Origin of the sequence: Aquimarina intermedia (assembly GCF_008124785.1) — a bacterium.
GTDB classification, from domain to species: Bacteria; Bacteroidota; Bacteroidia; order Flavobacteriales; family Flavobacteriaceae; genus Aquimarina; species Aquimarina intermedia.
This window is the reverse complement of the sequence record NZ_VNHU01000003.1, coordinates 238646-262407: the sequence shown is the minus strand read 5'-3', so window position 1 is coordinate 262407 and position 23762 is coordinate 238646. Positions and strand designations below refer to the sequence as shown.

Sequence of the window (23762 nt, the reverse complement as noted above, 5' to 3'; positions counted from 1 at the left end):
ATTATTGAAATGACTTTATACAGCTCCTCTTATTCTAAATTTGAACCGCTTGGCAAACAAAGACCTTTTTCGAATAAGGTATCTGATATTCCGTTTAGATAAGATTTATTATGAGCAAAAACAGGTTGTTGATGCATTGGCTTCCATAAGGGTCTTGATTCTATATTTTCTTGGGCAAGGCCCAAACGAATCTCTTCTCTCATTTCAAAAGAATTAGTCTCTACACATGATAACCAACGATTAGAATAATATCCGGTTGGTTCGTTCAAAAAATTTAAACCATCCAAATCATTCAACTCACTTACATAGGTTTCAAAGTTTTTTCTTCTCAAAGCTACATGTGCATCTAGCACTTCCATTTGACCCCGACCAATTCCGGCAGTTATATTACTCATGCGATAATTATAGCCTATCTCAGAATGCTGATAGTGAGGGGCTTCATCTCTGGCTTGAGTTGCAAGAAATATTGCTTTTTCTTTAAATTTTTTAGCTTTGGCTACTAACGCACCTCCTCCAGAAGTGGTAATAATCTTATTTCCGTTGAACGATAGAATTGCTATATCACCGAAAGTTCCACAATTTACACCGAAATACGAACTTCCTAAAGCCTCTGCACTATCTTCTAATACAGGAATATCGTACCGCAATGATATTTTTTGGATAGCTTCTACATTATAAGGCATCCCATAAAGATGCACCGCTACAATCGCTTTAGGTTTTTTACCCTTTGATATTCTATCTTTTATAGCAATCTCTAATTGCTCGGGACACATATTCCAAGAAGTCTTTTCACTATCTACAAAAACTGGTTCTGCACCGAGATAAACAATAGGGTTCGCAGAGGCTGAAAACGTCATACTCTGACACAGCACCTCATCTCCCCTGGTAACTCCCAATAGTTTTAGACCAAGATGCAAAGCTGCGGTTCCAGAACTTAGAGCTGCTACATTACTATCGTTCTTTAAGTACTGCTCAAGATCCGTCTCAAATCCATTTACATTTGGTCCTAAAGGTGCTATCCAATTGCTTTCGAAAGCTTTCTCGATATAATATTGCTCCTTCCCTCCCATATGTGGTGAGGATAGCCAAATTTTTTTTGAATCAACTGCATTCATATAATTCCTAATTACATAGCGTATAAAAAGTGTTCCCTAAAAAAGTTTCTCTCAGTTGTCCTGTAAAATCAGCTAAGAAAAGAGGGGTAGCACCACTGATTTTTTATTTGTTTACCTTGTTTTGGTGTAGCTAAAGTATAGTAGATTCACGAAATAACATCCTAAAAATTCAACTTTTAGATACAATACTTAAAATCGAGGTTCAACTACTAAACTCTTTCAAATCATCCAATTATACCGATACTTTTTGCTTAAATAAAATCCAATTTTAACTTAAGAATTCCTTAAAAGCAGTAGTAATTCTTAAATTCTTTAACAAAAAATAAGAATACCTTAGTTTATTTAACATATTTTAGTAAGAATATTCTTTAGTATTTGTAAGACAACTTTCCTGTTAAATATTAAACAAACCCATTATGTTAAGTTTTAGCAATACTATAACATAATTCTTAAATTTTAACAGGGATATTAGCGGCATTAATCGAGTGTTTTACCCCTTTTTTACTCACTCATCTTATTATACTAGTATGATAAAATTTATTTAAGTTGCCCTATGTTATTTAATTCTTTGGACTATTTTATTTTTTTGCCCCTAGTATTTCTCACCTATTGGGTACTTTTTAAAAATAAGCTTACATCACAGAACCTATTCTTATTATTTGCCAGTTACTTTTTTTATGGATTATGGGATTGGCGGTTTCTCTTTCTAATACTTGGCAGTACACTTGTAGATTTTATAGCCGGTAATAAAATTTATACTACTGAGAAAGTCAACATTAAAAAAATATGGCTTGGTGTAAGTATTCTTTTCAATCTTGGTTTATTAGGTTTCTTTAAATATTACAATTTTTTCATTGATTCCTGGGTTGATTTGATGGAGCTTTCAGGTTATACCGTTAACAATACCTATACATTACAACTTATTCTACCTGTGGGTATTTCTTTTTACACCTTTCAAACCATGTCCTACTCGTTGGATATTTATTATGGTAGATTGAAACCAACGACTAATTTGATTGATTTTGCAACTTTTGTAGGCTTTTTTCCGCAACTAGTTGCCGGCCCCATTGAACGAGCGTCCAACTTACTCTCACAAATTACCAACTCGCGAATTTTTAATTATGAGCAATGCAAGCAAGGTTTAAAACTGATTTTATGGGGGCTGTTTAAAAAGATAGTAGTCGCTGATTCGATTGCTCCTATCGTAGATGATATTTTTGCTAATTATGGTGATTATTCTGCGTCAACGCTACTTATGGGAGTGACATTATTTAGTTTTCAAGTATATGGTGATTTTAGCGGATATTCGGATATCGCCATTGGTACAGCAAAACTCTTTGGTATAGAGTTGATGTCTAATTTTAAGTTTCCAAACTTCTCACGTAATGTTGCTGAATATTGGCAACGTTGGCATATATCCTTATCTACTTGGTTTCGGCATTATCTATATATCCCATTGGGAGGCAGTCGTGTTAGCAAACTGAAATCTGTACGAAACATATGCATAATATTTTTGGTGAGTGGTTTCTGGCATGGAGCGAATTGGACTTTTATAGTCTGGGGTGGTATACACGCTCTTTTCTATATTCCGGTATTTTTAATGGGTCGCAATCGAATCTATATGGATACCGTAGTCGCAGAAAACAGTTGGTTACCTAGTTTAAAGGAAGTAGCACAAATAGTGTTCACTTTTACCCTTATTACTTTTTCGAGAGTATTCTTTAGATCTGAATCCATAACTGATGCCTATTTGTACTTGAAACAGATCTGTACTCATTTTTCATGGGAGGCTTATTCACATCCACAAGGGTATCGTATGATTGATTATTTGATTCTCTTATCGATCTTTACAGTGTACGAGTTTAGCATCAGAAGAGATGAACGGTCGCCATTCAAATTTAAATCAAAAATTGTTAGATTTTTATTATATTCTATAATCATTCTCGCAATGCTATTATTTTATGATGATCAAGTGGATAGGTCGTTTATATATTTTCAATTTTAGATATGAAAAAGTTATTTTTAAACTTAATAATTTACGGATTCTTGATTCTTATCATGCTAGAGCTTCTTGTTCGAGTGTTTCATCTGGGAAAAGATACCCCTACGCGTTATGTTGACCAATATAATGTTGAAAAATGGATGCCAAATCAAAATGGTTTTGCCGTTACCGGAAATAGAAGGCAAAATTTTTCAGAATACAATATTAATCAATCAGGTTATAATTCGTATCGAGAATTTAATCCCACGTATGATAAAAAAGAAATAGCACTCGTAGGAGATTCATTTATAGAAGGTTTTCATCAAAATTATTATAACTCCATCGGAAAAAAAATTGAAAACTTGCTAGAAGATGTAGAGGTGTACGAGTATGGCTATGCTGGTTATGATATGGCTGATCAATTGCATCTGGTACATGCTTATAAAGATCAATTTGATAAAATTGATCATGTTATTTTTGGTATTAAGTTTTCGAATGATCTGACCCGTGGAGAATACAGCATATTAAGCGAACGCTTAGCATTAGAATCTCCTTTAAACAAAGCTTTGAAAAAAAGTAAGTTACTAGTATATGCAAAAAGCATTGGCCTCTTAGATCCCCCAAAATTATTTATTGCTAAATTGAAAAACACCATTTTTAATTCACAAAATCGAAAAGGTTCAAAAAAGAGCCCTTCGAATAAAACGAATACCGAGCAAGAGTATTTAAACAATTTTAAACAATTAGTTGCGACCTATGGTTATGATAAGCAGCGTTTTGTTTTATTATTGAATTCAAAGGAAACTAGTAACATCTTCCTGAAGTATCTAGATCAAAATGGATTTAAATACATTGATTTTTATAAGCGTTTTCAAGCAAGTCCAAGACCAAAAAATCTTATTTATGACAGACATTGGAATAATTACGGACGAACATTGATTGCTAAAGAAATTGTTTCTCATCTTAGAACATATTGAGATTATCCCTATCTAAAAATTTGTGTTTGTCAGTTACTCTTTCTTACGATATTGTGGAAAATATACTTTCTTATCATAGTTTTCGGGATGAATTTCGTTGGCTTCAAGTTTTTCTGATAAAATCTTATCATATACTTCTTGATTGACTATTTTCCTTCCTGTATAATAGACTACATCTTCGTCATTGGGAAAGAAGTATTTTTTATATTTATATAAGCCATCATTATCTTCTCTACCTCCACCAAGCACGTAAAATTTATAATTATTATTTCTAGCCCACTTAATAACTTCAATTTTTAAAAAATCATTGGGTCGGGTATAGAAATAATCAGACAACGTACCTCCCAAATAAGAATACAACGTGTCTTCATCTTTTAATATTAATTCTGTTGAGATCGGATTACCTTCTTTGTAAACCATAGCTATCACAACACTCTCCGGATTGTTATTAATAAAATTCTTAAAATAATCTATGTAATGAAAATATTGATCGTGCGCATTGTTACGATGCATTGTTTGTATATAAATACTATAAAAATCTTCAATAATTTCATCTGAAATTTCATTATCATATACTTCTAGAGTCAGCTCTTCTTGTAGTGCTTTTCTATAATTATTACGTACTTTAGATTTATGCTCTTTCCATTGTAGACTTTTTTCTATAATCTTTCCTCTAACATTTTTAAGACTTGGTATTAGCTTACCAGAATAATGCAGGTGATTTTCGTTGAGACTAAAGCGAATAAACTCGCTGACTATATTATTCTCTTTGTACCATGTATCAACATGCTTCCAAAAACGTTTGATCAGCTGAGGGTTAATAAGCTCTGTATTGAATAACGGTCCGCTATAACCATAAGGGGATATTACATCCTTATAAGAATCTCCTAATGCCGTGTTGATAGATCTTGCGTAAAAGGGCATGGCTATTATTGGAATACTATTTTCTTCTAATACAAAGTAGCATAACGGATGCTTATTCATATTAGAAGTATCTAATAACTCGACCTTATAAAAAGGATTCGAGTTATTTAAATCTTGAAGTAATTTTTTGTAACCTACCAAATCTTTTTCTCCACGTACATGGCGTACTGAAAAAGAAATCTTAGGAGCACTCTTAAGATACGCTTCTCCTATTTCTCGTTTCTTTATAGTCTTGGCCGGTATTCCATAGGATGTTACAAAAGCATCCACATTACGTGTCACAAGCGCTCCTGCTCCAATCACAACATGATCTCCTATTGTTAAATTTTGTAAAACAGTAGCTCCTATTGAAATCGCTGAAAATTCACCTATCACCACAGTACCTCCTATGGTTACTGCCGGAGCGATGCTTGAAAAATCTTTCATTATACCATCATGTCCTAGATTTGAGTTTGTATTCAAAATACAAAAATCACCAATCGTAGCATCGGCATTTATATTTGCAGAGGTCAAAATTACAGTGCCACGTCCTATTTTGGCATATTTACTTACCCGGGCAGATGGATGAATTACTGTAATAAATTCAAATTCGGAACTTAGCTTCCTGATTTTTTGTTCCATCACATAACGGGTATAATTATCTCCTATTGCGATAACCCCTTTGGTCACACCTTTGGCAACTAACTCCGGAATGCATTCTTCTGCTCCCAAGATTTCATAGTTGAGAACATTTTTACCCTTCGTTTTGTAAGAATCTATGAATCCACAAATTTCATATTCATTTTGCAGCTCTATTGCCTCAACTATTACTTTGGCATGCCCAGATGCCCCAATGACTATAATTTTATCCATTAAATCTTACTGATATTTTCTTCATTACCTGTAAAAACCGGCATATTAAGGTTTGCTTGACTGTTAACGCCTTCTTTAAGCACTACTTTTTTAATTGTTTTAATTAAAATGATTAAGTCTGTTTTAAAAGATATATTATCTACATACCAAACATCATAATCAAATTTCTGAGTCCAGCTAATCGCATTTCTTCCGTTAACCTGAGCCCATCCTGTTATTCCTGGTTTTACTTCATGACGCCGCTTTTGTTTACTGTTGTAAAGCGGCAGATACTTGACTAACAAAGGACGCGGCCCAATTAAGCTCATGTCTCCTTTTAAAACATTAAATAGCTGCGGAATCTCATCCAATGAATACCTTCGTACAAAAGCTCCGATTGCTGTTATTCGCTCTTTATAAGGAAGTAGCTCACCATTTTCATCCTTCTTATCATTCATGCTCTTCAGTTTTATAATCTTAAAGAGTTTTTCGTTCTTACCAGGTCTCGTTTGATAAAAGAATGGTTTTCCGTTGTTAGTAAAGAATAATATGATAATACTAATTAAAAGAATAGGAGAAATTAGTAATAACCCCAGAAACGCAGCGACAAAATCAAATAATCGTTTAAAAAAGTTTTTATACATACAAGTCTAATTAGAATGTAGTTCTTTATCAATAGATTTTACTAAATCTCCGACATTATGCATGTTCATTAAATCCATTAGTTTAAATTTAATATTTAATTGATTCTCAATTTCGGTAATTATCATCATATGCGTGATTGACTCCCAACCTTCTACATCATCTGCAGAAGTTGTATCCTTCAAATTGAAATTCTCATGCTCCAATACCTTACGGAATGCCTGAGTTACGTTTTCGTAAATTTTATCTTTCTCCATTTTCAACTATTCAAAAAATTCTCTTACTACTTTTCTATCAACTTTACCGTTTGCATTTAGTGGAAATGCTGCGGCAAAAATTATTTTGGTCGGAATCATATAATCAGGCAACCTCTTCTTTAATTCATTGGTAATCAATTTTGTATCAAATTGATTTCCTTCAATTACCAATCCAATTTCTGTGTTTTTCAGATTATTCAAAAAATCTATAGCCATCAGATTTAAACCACTGGTTATTTCTTTTGCATGAAATTCTATTTCTGACAATTCAACTCGATATCCTCTAATCTTTACTTGAAAATCTTTTCTTCCAACAAACATAATATATCCTTCTTGATCCTGTATACAAAGGTCTCCAGTTTTGTAAAAGGTTAACATTTTTCCATTCAGTTCTTTTGTAAAAAAAGATTGTTCATTTTTGTTTGGATTATTCCAATAGCCAGAAGTTAATTGTGCTCCTGCTAAGCAAAGCTCACCAGTAGTACCTAAAGGAACTATTTCTTCTAGATCATTACATATAATAGCTACAACTCCGTCAAGTGGTTTGCCTAAAGAGATAACGCCATTGACTGTTCTGTGTTCGGCATTATCATTGAACGCATAATAGGAAGTAGTTACCGTAAACTCTGTGGGTCCGTACGAGTTATAGAGAGTCGCATTGGGAACACACCTCTCCCAGTCGGTAGCTATCGTCTCATCCAGAGGTGCTGCTCCAAAACAGCAGTATCGTACATCAACAGCATTAATTTCTGAAAAATAAGGCTTGAGATAGTGAATAACTGAGGGTACCATAACCAAGTAAGTCAACTTTTTTTCAATAATTAGCTTATAAATATAAAAGTACTTGATTTGATCTTTTGGAATCGTATATAAACAAGCTCCATATAGCAAGGGATATAATGTAGTTACCACAGAAAAATCAAAAGTAAGCTCAAACATTTGCAGACACTTGTCGTTAGTTTGAATTTGGTGCTCTTTTTGGGTATCCATTGCTGTAAATAATGCAGTCAAATTTTTAAATGTAATGGGAACCCCTTTTGGCATCCCGGTCGAACCAGAAGTAAATAAAACATAAGCCAAACGTTCCTCATCAAAAGATGTGGGATCCAAATCTAAAATTTCTCTCCTAGCCCCAGATGTGCCTATAGTCTCAAAAGTATCTAGATTAAATCCTACTTCAGAATTTAAAATAGTTGTACAATTAGTCTCATTGAGAATATATCGAATACGGTCTGCCGGAGTATGTTCGCTTATTGGAATATATGCCTTGCCCTCTAACCACAGTGCAAAAATCGAGGCGTAGGTCTCTATATCATCATTTGCTACAATTGCAACGTTATTTCGTGTCTCGTTCAATCCGCTTTTGATTCTATATCGAACACCCGAAATTACCTGAGCAAATTGATGATATGTATAGTACTGATCACGAATACAAAAAGATTTCCTTGCGTCATTATTTTGCAAACTTTCTAAAAATCTGGATAGTATGTTCATAAGAAATTTAAACTATAAGTAATGCCCATCATGATCCTGAACAACAACAGGACTTAAGTCAAGAGCCACTTGATTATGCTTTAGCGCATATAACTTTCTCTCGTCAATAAATGTTGTTGTTAAACGTTCTTTAATAGCCGCAGCTAACATTTCATTTTCAGTATATAACATTGAAGTTCCTACACTATAAAAATTTTCTATTAAAGCTCCAAAACACTCTTCAAAGCATCCATCAAACGGAATAAAATACTTGACGTTATATTCTTTATTTCTTACCAAAACGGATATAAATCCCAGAAATCTGTTTTTATTCTTAACCGTGAAGCTCAAATTAAAAATTTGATTGGCTGCGCTGGCAATTAAACAGTGATAAGGGTATTTGTTAGCAACAGGTGTCCTCTGATACTGACTATTACTTATTTGCCAATTAATTAATTCTTTTGTTTTAGGAACCAAATCCTTAGTTAAATAAGGTGCTAGTGCTGACCATAGTTCATTATCAAGCCTGGATATGTAATTATATTTGAGGGGCTCTATGGTTTCCTTTATTTTTCTCGAATTAATAAATGCTGTGACTGATTTAGAGAAAGAATCTACCCAAGAAAGCATCGTTCGAAACTTTTTGAGCATAGGAAACTTCATTATGACTAAATCGGTATCCAAACTAAAGATAAAATAATATCGATATCGCTCTGCAAACGTTGCAAATGGTTGTTTTTGATAATAGCCTTCTACCTCTTTACCCAAGAATTTTATGACTACCTGATTACCAACTGATTTAAGAGCCTCGGTCATGGTGTAGGTAGCTAAAATAGAATCCTTATAATCATGAGCAATCCACCAGCGATTGCACCAAGATACTTTAGCGGTATTACCATTCGCATCTTGTATGTAATCGGGTACCAATGCTACGTATGATATCAGTCTATGGTCACTGTAAGCTAATACGGCAAGAATATCCCCCTCCTCTGCCCTACTATTTTGTACTAACCATGCTGCTTTAGCTGGAGTAAACGGTATGTCAATATTGTTTTGCAAAAAGGAACCGTCTACTACCGCTAGAATAATATCTTTTTTAGTAAATTTTTTTATGGAAATATTTTCACTCATAAAATTATGTAGAAGTTCATTTTAAGCAGAAGTACGTTCCGATTGATTATACTCATTTTCAACGATATAAATTGATCTTTTTATTAAGGCTAATCCCTCGACACTAAATTTTGGGTATAAACTCTCAAACGTATCATCAAAAGAAACGCTAATTGCTGTTTGATCTATGATTGTTCCTCCATCCAATTCTTCACTGACATAATGCGTAGTAATTCCGGTAATTTTAACTCCGTATGCTAATGCATCCTGAATCGCAGTTTTAGTCCCTTTAAAGCTTGGCAATAAGGAAGGATGAATATTTAAAATTTTATTTTCAAAAGTGCTCAATAGAGGTTCTTTTACTATGTATTTATAATTTAATAAAAAGATAAAGTCTATGTCAAATTCTTTTAGTTTTTCACAAATTTCTATTTGGTAAGCTTCTGAGTCTTTAAAACGTTTTCTTTCAATGCGAAGCGTTCTAATTCCTATTTCCTTAGCAATTTCTGCAGCCCCGCATGGCTCAGCTTCATAAATTAGTAGAGCTATGGTATGATTATTAAGTTTATTATTCTTGAACTCTTTGATTAAATCATAAGCATTTCTGCCCCATCCGGTTGTCAAAATTGCCCAATTATGTGCTTTTACGTTCTTCATCTAAATCTTTTATTACAGTGTTAGGGTCTACAGCTATGTCTTTGGATGTGATCACGTTCTCAATGGTTTTTATCAAAATTTTAAAATCTAATGAGGGAGAGATCGATTCAACGTATTTTATATCTGCTGATAATCTTGCATCCCAGCTCAATAAATTACGTCCTGTAACTTGTGCCAACCCAGTAATACCGGGTAATACACTGTGGCGTTTCTTTTCATTTTCCGTATAAAATGGCAAATAGCGTATCAGTAATGGTCTGGGACCAATGAAACTCATTTCTCCTCTCACTACATTGATCAACTGCGGTAATTCGTCTATAGAAGTTTTTCTAATAACACGACCGATACCTGTAAGTCGATCTTTATCCGGGAGCAACCGACCTCTTTCATCCTTGCGATCGTTCATGGTTTTAAATTTGATTATCCTGAAAATACGTTCATTTTTGCCAGGTCTTGACTGAGTAAAAAAAGGATTCGATGAGGTTACTATCCATAACAATATTGTTACTATAAATAATAATGGAGAAAGGATTATGAGCAATAATAACGCGAAAAACAAATCCAAAAAACGTTTGAAATATCGTCTGTAAATCTCCTTATTTTTTCTCATATATATTACCTATTCTATACTGTGATGACAGCATTTCATTCACCATCATACGCATTTTACCTGATGCAAGTAAGGGAATTTCATCAACATACACTACTGCGATGTCCGCATCTGCTCCTAAATATTTCTTAAATTCTTCAACGAACTCTTTTTCACGATAAAATGTTCCTTTTATGTTTATTTTGAACTGATATTTGCCCTCTTTCTTCTGTATTAGTTGACATTGTTTAATTTCTAAATACTTATTTACTATGAGAACTAAGTTGTGAGTAATTAATCTTCCTGAAGTGTCAGTCAAAACGTCGATTTGGCGTCCATAAATGGTAGAAAACACTTTTTGTCCTTCTTGAATTGAAAATGCACCCAAATCACCAGTATCATATCTAATTAAGGGCATTGCATAATTAAATAAATCAGTAATCACTATTCTTCCTACTTCATCAATACTAACAGAGTGATCAGAATTCAATTTCAGAATTTCCACAAAATAACTTGCTTCGTTAATTATATAATGGTCGTGATTACCTAAAGGTTGCTGAGCGATAATTCCATTTTCTATATTAGAATATCTTGACAGAAGTTCTACTGAAAAGTTCTGTGTGAATTTCTTTTTGGTTAACGGATTTAAACTTTCTGATATAGCTATTGCAGATTGTATAGATAAGCCTTTAGTAGAGAAGTTATCGGGTAAGAATTCCACTAATGTATCAAAAGCCGAAGCATATCCTAAAAAGCTGACCCTTTTATGTTTAGTTTTAATTGTATGTAACAATCCAACTATATCTTCTTTCTTACTCAATGAAAAAACATCTACTGGAATTAAATTATGCATTAATTTTTGACTCCATTTGGGTTGTTTAAACGCTTCCCAAAATCTGAAATAATACAAAGCAATACCCATACGATATCCTGCTAGTGAAGAGAAGTAGAGTGTATCCATTTGGTTACGTTGTATTTTTAGGGCATCCTGAACAATTTTTAATGGTGTTCCTGTGGATCCGCTTGTAGTTACAGTTCTCTTCTGTTTGTAATCACTCTTAGAAACAAACGCATCATAATTATCTCTAAGGGTATTCTTGTCTATGATTGTAAAATCAAAGATATCGTTATAATCTTCAAAATCTTTGTAGTAGTTAGTAGTTTTAATCGCGTGTTGAAGGATATTACTCAACTTTTTAGATTTATAGTTATCTGCATCCACAGAATTTGGATTAGATAATACAAACTCAATTTCTGATAAGAATTTTCTTTTGACTCCTCCTGTTAATGTATCCAAAGTCCAAAAGGAACTATTTCTTACTCCGTTAAATAAACTTAACAATCTCATCTTATATCTTCATTAAGATTTCAGAAAACATAGGATGGTCTAAATAACCTCCGTATGCTATATCAGGACCAATCATAGAGTTATTATCGTTACCTTCAATTGCTACCGGACCATCAGGAGTAATAGCGATATCCCATCCTATTAATTTATCCGGAATTAGCCTTACGAGTTCCTTAATAAGGATGCAGCTTTGTGTAAAAAAAGGAATTTCAAAGCCTTCGAATTTTTTACCAGAATCAGGATGAGATTTCAAAGATGCACCTCCATATTGCATTAATTGAAAGCTATGTTTCATCAAAATTCCTTTTTCAATGTCAATTGGCACATAAATCCCTCCTGCAGAACTATTATCTACAAAAGCACCTCCAGTACCAAACCGCATGAATGCGGATAGGATATGAATCCTATCATTGTCATCTAAATAGCTATCAAAACGAATAGAATTTACACTTTGAGAATATAATTCATTAATTCGTTTATGTTGTATAATACGTTCTTGAAAAATAAAACACCCCTCAAGTAATATGTTCGTTAAAAAACAGAGATTGCTCTCAATAAAATTCTGATCAAGGATATAACAGTGACTTCCTCCCATATCATCAATTGGTTTCATGAAAACAGAATGCTTTTTAGATCTTGACAGCAGTGTGTTCAAAAAAAAATTAACATCTATCCGTATTAGATCTACTTGAGCTGAGTTATTACTGAAAGCATAGAATTTTCTTTTGAAATTGTAACCTATAATCTTTACGATTGAAGTATTAAAGTGTTTTAAATAGTTATAAAATATAAGTTTGTTTCTCAATAACGGTTTATATACAGGATTGTGAAGCACTTTTGATAAAGTGATTGAATCAACTTCTTTACTGGAAAGGAATTTATTGTAATTGTTAACCCCCCGGCGGTACAGATATTTTCCAAAATAAAAAAAGGGAAATTCTCTTTTCTTGATTCCAAAATGAATTGCTTCAAAAACTAATTGAATAAAGGGTTTCTTGTCTGTGTCCCGCAGAACTACATCGAATCGTTTATAATATTGATTAAATTTTTTGAGAATCATTATTCAAATCATCACGTATTAAAATGTTATGTTAACAATGTTTTATACTCATTCAATAAAGATTTCCACACAGCTTTGCGTTCGTACAGTTCCATTATTCTGGGTCTTGCTCCAATCGCAAGTTGCTGTGCTAAATTTTGATTCTGAGCCAATTCCCGCATCGCATTATATAGACTATCGGCGTCTTTGACAGGAATTATCAGTCCATTTTCTCTATCAGATATAATTTCGTTACAGCCATTTATATTTGTTACAATACTTGACATTCCCATCGCACTTGCCTGCATTACTACATTAGGGAAGCCTTCTCGATAACTGGGGAAAGTTAAAACGTCTGCTATAGAGAAATACGGTCGTACGTCATTTTGCCATCCGACATTAATAATATTTGGATTGGTTTCGATTTCTTTTTCGGTTTCGGGCAATACAGGATCAAGTTCTTTTTCATATCTACCTAAGAGTAGAAGTTTTGTGTCAGAATTTTCATTATTGATTCTTTTAAAAGCCGTGATTAACTCATTAATACCTTTATCTCTTACCCATCGGCCTACAAAAATGTATATGAAATCCGTTTCATCAATTCCTAAAGATTTTTTTAACTCCTCTTTATCTTGTAAAGAAAATAATGCCGGGTCAAAATGTGAAGTATCTATACCATTTGAGCTTCCATTACCAATTACTTTCAATTTATCTCGTGTCGTATAATTGTTATCAACAATGATATCATACAACCCGAATGAATTAGGATATATCTTTGTCGCACATGCATAGGTTATGCGTTCTACAAAATCCAAAACACTTCTTTTTACACCTGTAGCTTCCAATAAAGGCATTCCTGCTATTGTATGTAATCGATTAGGCACGCCCGCTAATTTTGCTGCAAGCATCGATAATGTACCCGCTTTTGGCGTATGACTATGGACTATATCAGGTTTTTCCTCTTTAAAAATTTTATACAAATGATACACCGCTTTTAAATCTTTAATAGGTGTTATCTTTCTGGTCATTTCTACAGGAATAACTTCTATCCCTTCTTCTTGTGAAACTTCTGCTAATTTACCATCTCCATTACTCGAAATCCCAATCACTTTCATATGGTTGGTCATAAAATTAAGTTGTCCCTTCAGTAAGCCTCCTAAAGAAATAGGGACGGTAGTAACTCTTATAATTTTTTTCATAAAATATTTTGTAGAAAATGTAGATGTCTCTGTGGAAATATTCCACACAAAGATAAATCTATTAGCAACGAATAGCTTCCAAAAAAAATCCTAAAAAAATAAATATTTCGTACCATCGCCGACAATAAAATTCATAATTCCTTTAAAATTAGTGCTTCGTTAAGGAAAAATTCAGAAAAATTTAGAAAATATTAACATGAGTAAACCAGTTTTTGGGTTATGGCATTACCTTTGTTTGACCTTTTAACGTATAAAACGTGTATTTGATCGATAACTTTAACAATATTTTCTTTTTTCTTAACACGTATTATAAAAGTTTTAACTTAATATTGTCTTAATCAAATTATTAACCCCAAGTTTAAATGTTTGCCCGATGAGAAATGTACCTTATTACCTACTTGTGTTTTCTTTTATTTTTATATCATGCAGTAACGAAAGTATCGATGAAGTTGTAATAGCACAAAATGAAAAAGATTTAGAAATTCCTAAAAATGATGAAAGTGAAGAGGCATACGATGCTACTGCTCCGTGCGACTTTTCCCTAAATGATGTTTCCGAGAATACGGTGGTAACAATTAACTGTATTTTAGACTTAAATGGAGAAACCATTACGTTACCGTCCAATGTAACCTTAGATTTTGATGGTGGTGATATTAAAAATGGAAGTATTGAATTTTTAAATGGAACCATTGATAGTAGATTACTTAGCAATGAGTTAGCAGTTACCGGCGATTACAAATTAAAAGATGATATGTTTTATTTTATCCCTTCACGTTGGGGTATAATTCAAGGGGAGGTATCTAATGAAATTGCAGCAGAGAATAAGAATATAATTCAAACTTCTATAGATAAAGCTAGTAAATTACAGGCCAATACCTTTATCATAAATAAGATGGACGCCTATTTTAAAGTTGGTGATCCTACCGGACGAATTGTTCCGGAAAATGCAGCCATCAGTTTGCCGGCAAATTTCACTCTTAAAATGTCAAGCGAGACCCACTTACGTGTACAACCAAACAATTACAAAAAGCATACTCTTATGTCTGTTACCGGAGGTAATGATAATGTGGTAATCGATGGTGGTAATTTACATGGTGACAGAGATGAGCACGATTACTCAATAGCAGGTTCTCATGAATGGGGTCATATTCTTCAAATTAAAGGAACCTCAAACACCATCGTTACAGGTGTAACTTTTAGGGATGCCACTGGTGATGGTTTAAATGTTTCTGGTATATACCACTACTTTGACGAAAGACATATCCCATCACAACAGATTTTGATTACTAACAATAAATTTTATAATTGTAGAAGAATAAATCTTTCAATAACCTCTGGTAATAATATTACTGTGGAAAACAACACGTTTGTTGATGGTGGTATTGACACTGATAAATCTAAAGGAGCCGCTCCACGTTGTAATTTTAACATAGAGTCTTTTAGAAGATGGGAAGGAGAATTTGGAGGTACTCTAAAGGAATACGAAAAAGTAACACATGTATATGTTAGAAATAACATTCAGAAAGGAAGAGGTCGATTTCTAACACATCATAGTGACGGTCCTGTTATATATGAAGGGAACGAAATGGAATCAGCGATCTCTTTTCAATATGCCAACGGAGTCCAAATAAAAAATAACATATTCAATGCAAATGCTGAAAGTGCCGAAAATGGTAACGCAATTACCGCTGGTGTTGCTAATACAACAGCGCACCCCTTAGTGTTTGGGAATGAAGTTTATGGAAACGAAATTTACGGCTACCATACAGGAATAAATACAGGTGGAAAAGATGTAAAGATATATGATAATCACATCGAGGCGAGAACTAGTGGTATTGCTATAGGTTATGGAAATGGTGAAGGGTTGGTTAATTCTTCTATAACTAACAACACTATCAAAACAGATCAATACGGTATTAGAGCTAGAAAGCTTTTGAAAAACGTTGATATATCAGGAAATACTGTAACTGCTGCAACAAACCCTTTGCACATAAGCAATATTAATCAAAACCCTGATGAGGCTTCAGCAACCTTCACGCTTTCTAATAACATTTTGCGTGGAGCTAATCAAAACAACACGTATAGCTCTAAACTTTCAATCCTAAATAACGTTAACGGAGTTAATTTGAATCGAAATGTTGTAACTGGTGGTTTTAGCATTGAGGGATCAAAAAACATAACCGCAATAGATAATGAAATTGAATCTACAAGTACTGATGGTTTTAGATTTCGAGAAACAGCTACAACACATTCCAATTTTTCGGAAAACTCTTTTAATCTTAATTCTAACTTCGAGTGCTTTAATTTTGAGATCACTCGTAATAATACAATAGAAATTAGCAGCAGTAATAGATGTAACTAGAACATCTTTTTTAAACAGATTATCATTACAACAGATATAGATACTATTGAATTTAATACTATCAAAGTCTGTTGTAATGTCTAAAAAAACTCATCCTACAGCTATCTATAAAAAGTATGCCCGTAAGTAGCTGATTTAATCATCCTACACAGCTAAACCTAATAAGCTTTTTTACAATGTTTTGAAAGAAACTAATTAAGGAGCTTAAGACTTTTGTGCAAAATATTTACAAACACAAACTCAACAAATCGCTCTCTATAGTTAGAAGAATTTTTTCTGACTGTATTGCTGATACAGTGTATAGCACACTCAAAAATAAAACCGAATTATAATCCCAAATTTTTAAAACAAATGAAATTATCATTTTTAATTTATCTTAATTTATTCTTATCAATTTTTTTAATATCCTGTGAAAAGGAAGATGTCAATGAAGAGGCAACTGCTGCCAATGTTACAGAACTTAATTACACTGCGAGAAATTCATCTTTCTGTAAATTTAACTTAAATGGAGTTCAAGCCAATGCTAGAATAGGTCTTACCTGTGTTATAGATTTAAATGGTGATAATCTTAAACTACCACCTAATGTAGAATTGAGGTATAGTGGTGGAAGTATTACCAATGGAACACTTACCCTCGATGGTGGAATTATCGATAGTAGACTGATGAACAAGAATCTCACTATCAAAGGTAATTTCATGCTTAGAGACAACAAATTTATATTACATCCGTCTCAATGGAATTTTGTTGAAGGTAGAGTTTCTAAAGCGACAGCTAAAACTAATAAAGAAACTTTGCAAGATTTAATAGACGATGCAAAATCATACGGTGCTACAAGATTTGAAATAGATAGTTTTGATGCATATTTCGAAATAGGTGATCCTACAGGTCGCGTTGTTCCAGAGAATGCAGCAATTAAGTTACCTTCAAATTTTACCTTGAAGATGACCAGTAAAACACATTTACGTGTTCAGCCCAATAATTATAAAAAGCACACTTTATTATCAATTACCGGTGGTAATGACAATGTAGTTATAGAAGGTGGAAATCTTTATGGAGACAGAGATGAGCATGATTATAGTAGTGGCGGAACTCATGAATGGGGACATATTTTACAAGTTAAGGGTACTTCAAATTCTACAATAAAGGGTGTTACCTTTAGAAATGCTACAGGTGATGGCTTAAACATCTCGGGAATTTATCATTACTTCGATCAAAGACATATTGCTTCTCAACAAATTTTAGTTAAAAACAATAAATTTTATAATTGTAGAAGAATTAACATGTCGATTACTTCTGGAAATCATATTACGGTTGAAAACAATACATTTGTTGATGGGGGTATCCATACCGATAAATCAAAGGGTGCTGCTCCAAGATGTAATTTTAATATTGAATCCTTCAGAAGATGGGAGCACGGAGTTGTTGGAAGCACGCTAAAAGAATACGAAAAAGTGAGCCATGTGTATGTAAGAAATAATACGCAGAAAGGTAGAGGAAGATTCTTAACACATCATGGTGATGGTCCGATTATTTATGAAGGAAACAACATGGAAAGTGCAATATCTTTTCAATATGCAAATGGTGTAGAAATAAAAAATAATACATTTAAAGGTAGTCCGGCTAGCGCTGCGAATGGAAATGCGATCACTGCCGGAGTTGCAAACACGACCGAACATCCACTTGTTTTCGGAAATAAAGTTTATGGAAATCAAATATCAGGGTACATGACAGGAATCAATGTCGGAGGTCATGATGTAAAGATCTATAACAATGTTATCAGTGCGAGCAACGGAATGGTAATTGGAGATGGTCGTGGAGATGGACTTATCAAGGCAGTAATTAATAACAATACGATTAATGCCGATAAATATGGTATCAGAGCTAGAAAATTATTAAAGGATGTTACCATTAAAGATAACATTGTGAATGCAAACTCTCTTCCACTTTACCTAGTTGATATAAACAAAAATGCTGGTCAGGAAAATGCTAAATTAATTGTAACTAACAATACCTTGAGAGGAAAATTAAGTAATACTACATATCCTTCCAAGAAGTCTAAAATTGGAAATTCTAACGGAATTGATTTTAAATTAAATAAGGTTAATGGAGGTATGGAAGTAGTAGGATCAAAAAATCTACTAATCAATAATAATACTTTCAATTCCCAAAACATGCATGGCGTTAGATTTCTAACAATTACTACCACTAACTCAAGAATTACAGACAATAAATTCAATTTGAGTAATAACTTTGAATGTATTAAAAAAGATGTAACACTTAATAGTTCAGTTGTTATGTCAAACAACAGCTGTAATTAGAAAAATCAAATTTTATATTGAAATCCGATTCTTTACTAGAATCGGGTTTTTTTTTATCGTTTTATTTCAAATGTGGGGAATCCTGTGGAACAATCTGGGGAAATTTTCGTCAATTCTTAAAAATTCTTAAATTCTAAGAATGGCAAATCACCCCCTAAGCAATCGATTTTATAAAAAATTAACAAATTATTTGAAATTACTACACCGTATGTGACTTTTTTGATCAAAAAAAAGTGATTCATCTTCTCAGATAAATAATTTTTAACGTGGCATTAACTTTGCTAATTCTTTGTTGTTGGATTTTTCAAGAAAACTTTGATTCTTCTTTTATCTAACATAATCACACAAATCTTTCAAAATTTAAATTTTTTCTAAAATGAAAAGACTATCCAGATTATTTACCTTAAATTTTTTACTCTTAATTCTATTAATATCCTGTCAAAAGGAAGAAATCGAAGATAGCTTTGATGAAAGCGTTCTTGAAAATATTTCAGAAACTAATTCTATAGTTAGAAGTACTACTGTTTGTAGGTTCACTCTAGCAGGTCTCCAGCCAAATGCTTCGATTGGTTTGAGTTGTATTCTAGATTTAAAGGATGAAACCTTAAACTTACCTCCCAATGTGAAAATTAAATATCTAGGAGGAAGTTTCATTAATGGAACGATTAATGTCTCAGGTGGAGAAATAGACAGCCGTTTAATGACCTCTACTGCACGTCTTACAGGTACCTACACTCTTACACATCAGGAAGATGTTGTGGATGATACACCTTCTACTAACAATGAAGGAAGAGTGTTTGATCCAAATGCTGAAGGGATTATTCAAGGTGTCGTTTCGGATGCTGTAGCTCGCGAAAACAAAAAAATTCTTCAAGAATTTATAGATAAGGCCGCCAGAGAAAATGTTACTGTGGTGAGCATAAATGCTATTGATGCATATTTTAAAACAGATGATCCTTCTGGTAGAATTACAGCTGAGAATATGGCGATAACTTTACCTTCTAATTTTAAACTTAAGATGGGGGAAAACACACATCTCCGTATGCAACCCAATAACTATAAAAAAACTGCCTTGATTTCAATTACTAATGGAAATACTGATGTTACAATAGAGGGAGGGAATCTATATGGAGATAGAGACAAGCACAACTATAGTGGTGGAGGCACTCACGAATGGGGACATATCATCAGAATAAAAGGTGCGAGTGACGTACTTATCAAAGGTGTCCGATTTGAACAAGCTACTGGAGATGCTTTGCATATTTCTGAACTTTATCACGCTTTTGATTCAAGACACATTGAGAGTAGTAATATTCGTATTGTAGACAATTCTTTCTTAAGAAGTAGAAGAATAAACTTAACTATCGTATCTGGTAATAATGTTACCATTGAAAATAACACTTTTGTTGATGGAGGGATTGATACAAGATACTCCAAAGGAACTGCACCAAGAGCGAATATTAACCTTGAACCTCACAGAGAGTGGAACAACGGAATCGTTGGAGGTACTTTAAGAGAATATCAAAAAGTTCATCACATCTACATTCGAAATAACACTCAGATCGGAAGAGGTGATTTTTATGCTTCGCATGGTGATGGTCCGATAGTGATTGAGGGTAATAAAATGGAGGCTACTATTTCTTTCTCTGTAGCCAATGGAGTAAGAATAGCAAATAATACGTTTGAGGCTAGTGATGCCGAAGCAGCTAATGGAAATGCAATTACGGCTGGTGTTGCATATGCCACTGAACATCCTTTAGTATTTGACAATGAAGTTTACGGTAATACTATTACCGGCTATCATACCGGTATAAATACAGGAGGGCAAAATACTAAAATATACGAAAACTATATTGAAGGATACAACGGAATCGTTTTGTCTAGCGGTAGAGGAATTGGATTACATAATACTACTATTAGTAATAATACTATAAAAGTTACTAAATATGGTATTTCTGCTAGAAAGTCATTGGACAAAGTATACATTACGAATAATACAATAGAATCAGAATCTGGTCCTTTAGTCTTAAGTGGTATCAACATTGACGCAGGACAATCAAATCAAAAATTATATGTAAAAAATAATGTTTTGAGAGGCAAACGAAATGGTAGTGTGTATGGCTTCGAAAAGAATAATATCTCGAATTCAAATGGAATAGTTCTTGAGCAAAACAATATCAACGGTGGCTTTGAGATTAATGGTTCAAATAAATTAGATATAATCAACAACAAAATTTATTCAGAAAAGACACATGGTATTCGTTTTATAAGTAAGACCACGACTAACTCTAAGATCAAGGATAATGATATAACAATTAATGGTAGTCAATATAGTAGAATACAATGTATCAAAGAGGATGTTAACTTAAATTCTTCAGTTGCTTTTACGAACAACTCATGTAATTAATAAAACATTTTTTGAGAATATAAGCTAACGTGTTCTAACAATACTCATTGTTTGAATGATGATAATAAAACCTGTGAAACTTTTAAGTTTCACAGGTTTTTCTGTAAAAGAATTTAAATTCCTGACGTCTAAAATATTTTCTTATAAAGTAACACTACTATATTCCTTTTTATAATAGAAACTGATACGTCATAAGGTCAATGGAATTCATAAAATCGGATATGGGGTAATTATGATGACTTCACGAGATTAAAGTTATCTAAACTAAGGCTCATTTCGGACTAAAATGTTCTAACAAAAAACCTAAAGTAACCTCCTAAGAAAAATAATTTGTGAGTTGGAATATGCTACATATCATACAAAACAATACATTATTCCACATTACAAATAAAGGGCTTTTAAAAATATTAGCATAAAACCCAAGCAGATGTAGTGTTTCTACTAACGCTTTTCCTTACACAAGGGTTCTAAAAAAGCAACAAAAAAGATTAACTAGAATTACGGTTTATTTTTGACGGTAATAATACTATAAGTTTGTCTGTACGCAATTTTAAAAACTTACTAACCGGTATCTCTATCAGTTTATTTATATAAAAAGCTAGAAATAACATCATGGATGAGATCAAAAAGAAGAGTAAATACTTGTTTACGTATTCATCTAATTGGTTAAAAAGAATAAAACCTATATTTTGATGTATTAAATATAATGGATACGTCAAAACTCCAAATTTCAACAATTTAGGAGAGTTTATAGAATTCAGCTTTTCACTGCTAATCAAATACATAATTATAAAAAAGACACTAATTATTACACTAATAATATAAGGAGAAAAAGAAGTGTTATATAAAGTCTCTAAACTTGGAATGCTGGTAATTCTATAATAAACTGAGAGTATTAAACAAAGAATTAAAGGAAATATATATTTGTATTTTTTATCTCTTTTATAGAGCTCATGAAAAAATATGCCAGCAATGAAATATGAACTCCACTTAAATATTAAAAAGAAATTTGCAATTTTGAAAAAATAAAACTCTACCAAAAAAATATTGGCAAAACTCGCAGTTAGCCAGAGATAAGCAAATACTGTGATGTTAAATTTTCGAAACTTCAGCAAGACTAAATAAAATGCAATCAAAATATAAAATTTGATCTCAACCAGCAGTGTCCAATACACTTCATCTATATTTTCAATATTGATAAAATATTGAAACATTGTAAGATTCGCTAAATACTCATTTACGGTAACTTGATGTTGTAAAGAAGAACCTGCTAAAACCATAACCAAAAAAGTACAGGTAACGCAAAACCACTTATGATGAAAAAAACATCTACTCCTAAATAACCGTATTTGAAATATTCGTCAATTTTTTCAAAATTTATATCTGTTATATAATTGGCAGAAGGACCACTGAAAAGATAATGCTAAAGTAACACGCTTAAGGCTGCGATAAACCTTAACAAATCTATTTGATAAATTCTTTTCTTCGTATTCATCGTGTATTGGTTTCAAGAGAAGCGTTAAAATATTCACAGGTCATTCTCAGATAGGCACCACTTTTCTTATTGCTCCGGCTATTCTAAATAATGTAAAATTTTTCAAAAACAGCTTCCTAAAGAAATCTTTTTTCTTAATCGCAACGGGAAAATCATTGTAAAAAACATTTTCGGCTATTAATCTGTCTCTATAATTCAATACCTCTGAAAAAGCATATCGATGCTTGAACATCATGTAAAACGCGTTGATATTAATCATTGTAAATCGCTCTTTAAAAAAAGCTTCAATAGCCTGCGTAGGATTTTCTATTTCATCATAAAAGTTTTTAATATTCTTTAATATTTTAATATAATCACTTAAATACTTATCCTTTTTACTTCTATCATTATTTCTAGTAATAGAGTTTGTAGTTTGCAAAAATTCCGTGCAAATTTTCTCTATGCCTAAAACTTGCTTAGCGTAATAGAACGCTCTTGTATTGAACTCAAAGTCTTCTCCGTAAATTTTTTCTAAAAAACGAAGTTTATGACGATTCAAAAAATCTACATTGTATAATTTATTGCACGCAGAGCCAGAATATTTAATGTTGTTGTAATAGTCAATACCAGTTGTTATATTTCCTTCAGAGTGTTTGGATACTGCACCTACAACATAGCCTTGTTCAGAAACCAAATTTGCACCAAACTCTAGGATATCAAGATCCTCTGTATTAATTATAGAAATTAAATTCCGTAACGAATGCTCAATTAGCCAATCGTCAGCATCTAAGAATAGAATATAATCACCTGTTGCATTATCGATCCCAGTATTTCTGGCGCCACCTAAACCTTTATTTTTCTGAGAAATAATTTTGATAAAATTATATTTCTGAGCTAGGGAATTGGCTACTTCAAGACTGTCATCAGGAGACTCATCGTTTACCATAATGACTTCGACACTTCCGTTATCCACATTCTGATTTACTACAGAATTTATACATTTATGTAGATATTGTGAAACATTATACATCGGTATAATAATTGAAATTGTTTTCATA

General features: G+C 32.7%; 18 protein-coding genes. 5 read left to right on the top strand and 13 right to left on the bottom strand.

What is annotated here, in order from left to right:
* Positions 1 to 29: 29 nt before the first annotated feature.
* Complete coding sequence (locus BD809_RS06515; protein WP_148782163.1) at positions 30 to 1115, bottom strand: DegT/DnrJ/EryC1/StrS family aminotransferase; 1086 nt, start codon at positions 1113 to 1115, stop codon at positions 30 to 32.
* 586 nt (positions 1116 to 1701) lie between these two features.
* Between BD809_RS06515 and BD809_RS06510 the strand changes: the two genes are divergently transcribed.
* On the top strand, positions 1702 to 3120 hold the full coding sequence (locus BD809_RS06510) for an MBOAT family O-acyltransferase (RefSeq protein WP_317130857.1): 1419 nt from the start codon (positions 1702 to 1704) through the stop codon (positions 3118 to 3120).
* Positions 3121 to 3122: 2 nt separating this feature from the next.
* Positions 3123 to 4073, top strand: coding sequence for a hypothetical protein (locus BD809_RS06505; RefSeq protein ID WP_148782161.1), 951 nt, complete (start codon positions 3123 to 3125; stop codon positions 4071 to 4073).
* 33 nt (positions 4074 to 4106) lie between these two features.
* Here BD809_RS06505 and BD809_RS06500 read toward each other — a convergent pair whose 3' ends face one another.
* The 10 genes from BD809_RS06500 to BD809_RS06455 are packed head-to-tail and all read right to left on the bottom strand — an operon-like array spanning position 4107 to position 14142.
* On the bottom strand, positions 4107 to 5849 hold the full coding sequence (locus BD809_RS06500; RefSeq protein ID WP_148782160.1) for a NeuD/PglB/VioB family sugar acetyltransferase: 1743 nt from the start codon (positions 5847 to 5849) through the stop codon (positions 4107 to 4109).
* Entirely contained in the window at positions 5849 to 6472 is a 624-nt protein-coding gene (locus BD809_RS06495) for a sugar transferase (protein ID WP_148782159.1), read from the bottom strand. Before BD809_RS06495 ends, BD809_RS06500 begins: the two co-directional genes overlap by 1 nt.
* 6 nt (positions 6473 to 6478) lie before the next feature.
* Complete coding sequence (locus BD809_RS06490) at positions 6479 to 6727, bottom strand: acyl carrier protein (protein ID WP_148782158.1); 249 nt, start codon at positions 6725 to 6727, stop codon at positions 6479 to 6481.
* A gap of 6 nt (positions 6728 to 6733) precedes the next feature.
* A complete protein-coding gene (locus BD809_RS06485) occupies positions 6734 to 8221 on the bottom strand; it encodes an AMP-binding protein (protein ID WP_148782157.1) in 1488 nt (495 codons plus the stop codon).
* 12 nt (positions 8222 to 8233) lie between these two features.
* Positions 8234 to 9331, bottom strand: a complete 1098-nt coding sequence (locus BD809_RS06480) for a hypothetical protein (protein WP_148782156.1) — start codon at positions 9329 to 9331, stop codon at positions 8234 to 8236.
* 21 nt (positions 9332 to 9352) lie between these two features.
* On the bottom strand, positions 9353 to 9967 hold the full coding sequence (locus BD809_RS06475) for a formyltransferase family protein (RefSeq protein ID WP_148782155.1): 615 nt from the start codon (positions 9965 to 9967) through the stop codon (positions 9353 to 9355).
* Positions 9945 to 10577 (bottom strand): sugar transferase, encoded by a 633-nt coding sequence (locus BD809_RS06470; RefSeq protein WP_148782154.1) that lies wholly within the window; start codon positions 10575 to 10577, stop codon positions 9945 to 9947. The genes BD809_RS06475 and BD809_RS06470 overlap by 23 nt, the downstream gene beginning before the upstream one ends.
* On the bottom strand, positions 10564 to 11904 hold the full coding sequence (locus BD809_RS06465; protein ID WP_148782153.1) for a CoF synthetase: 1341 nt from the start codon (positions 11902 to 11904) through the stop codon (positions 10564 to 10566). The genes BD809_RS06470 and BD809_RS06465 overlap by 14 nt, the downstream gene beginning before the upstream one ends.
* Position 11905: 1 nt before the next feature.
* Positions 11906 to 12964, bottom strand: a complete 1059-nt coding sequence (locus BD809_RS06460; RefSeq protein ID WP_148782152.1) for a sugar-transfer associated ATP-grasp domain-containing protein — start codon at positions 12962 to 12964, stop codon at positions 11906 to 11908.
* 26 nt (positions 12965 to 12990) lie between these two features.
* On the bottom strand, positions 12991 to 14142 hold the full coding sequence (locus BD809_RS06455; protein WP_148782151.1) for a glycosyltransferase family 4 protein: 1152 nt from the start codon (positions 14140 to 14142) through the stop codon (positions 12991 to 12993).
* A 373-nt stretch (positions 14143 to 14515) separates the two neighbouring features.
* Here BD809_RS06455 and BD809_RS06450 point away from each other — a divergent pair, with 373 nt between their 5' ends.
* The 3 genes from BD809_RS06450 (at position 14516) to BD809_RS06440 (ending at position 21230) form a co-directional block, all read left to right on the top strand.
* Positions 14516 to 16504: a right-handed parallel beta-helix repeat-containing protein gene (locus tag BD809_RS06450; RefSeq protein ID WP_148782150.1), complete on the top strand. Its 1989-nt coding sequence runs from the start codon at positions 14516 to 14518 to the stop codon at positions 16502 to 16504.
* A 351-nt stretch (positions 16505 to 16855) separates the two neighbouring features.
* Complete coding sequence (locus tag BD809_RS06445; protein ID WP_148782149.1) at positions 16856 to 18823, top strand: right-handed parallel beta-helix repeat-containing protein; 1968 nt, start codon at positions 16856 to 16858, stop codon at positions 18821 to 18823.
* 376 nt (positions 18824 to 19199) lie between these two features.
* Positions 19200 to 21230, top strand: coding sequence for a right-handed parallel beta-helix repeat-containing protein (locus tag BD809_RS06440; RefSeq protein WP_148782148.1), 2031 nt, complete (start codon positions 19200 to 19202; stop codon positions 21228 to 21230).
* 488 nt (positions 21231 to 21718) lie between these two features.
* On the opposite strand, the gene BD809_RS06435 is transcribed toward BD809_RS06440, so the two are convergent.
* Together BD809_RS06435 and BD809_RS06430 are read right to left on the bottom strand one after the other, a co-directional pair.
* Entirely contained in the window at positions 21719 to 22510 is a 792-nt protein-coding gene (locus BD809_RS06435; RefSeq protein ID WP_148782147.1) for an acyltransferase family protein, read from the bottom strand.
* A 261-nt stretch (positions 22511 to 22771) separates the two neighbouring features.
* Positions 22772 to 23761 (bottom strand): glycosyltransferase family 2 protein, encoded by a 990-nt coding sequence (locus BD809_RS06430; RefSeq protein WP_148782146.1) that lies wholly within the window; start codon positions 23759 to 23761, stop codon positions 22772 to 22774.
* Position 23762 lies beyond the last annotated feature (1 nt).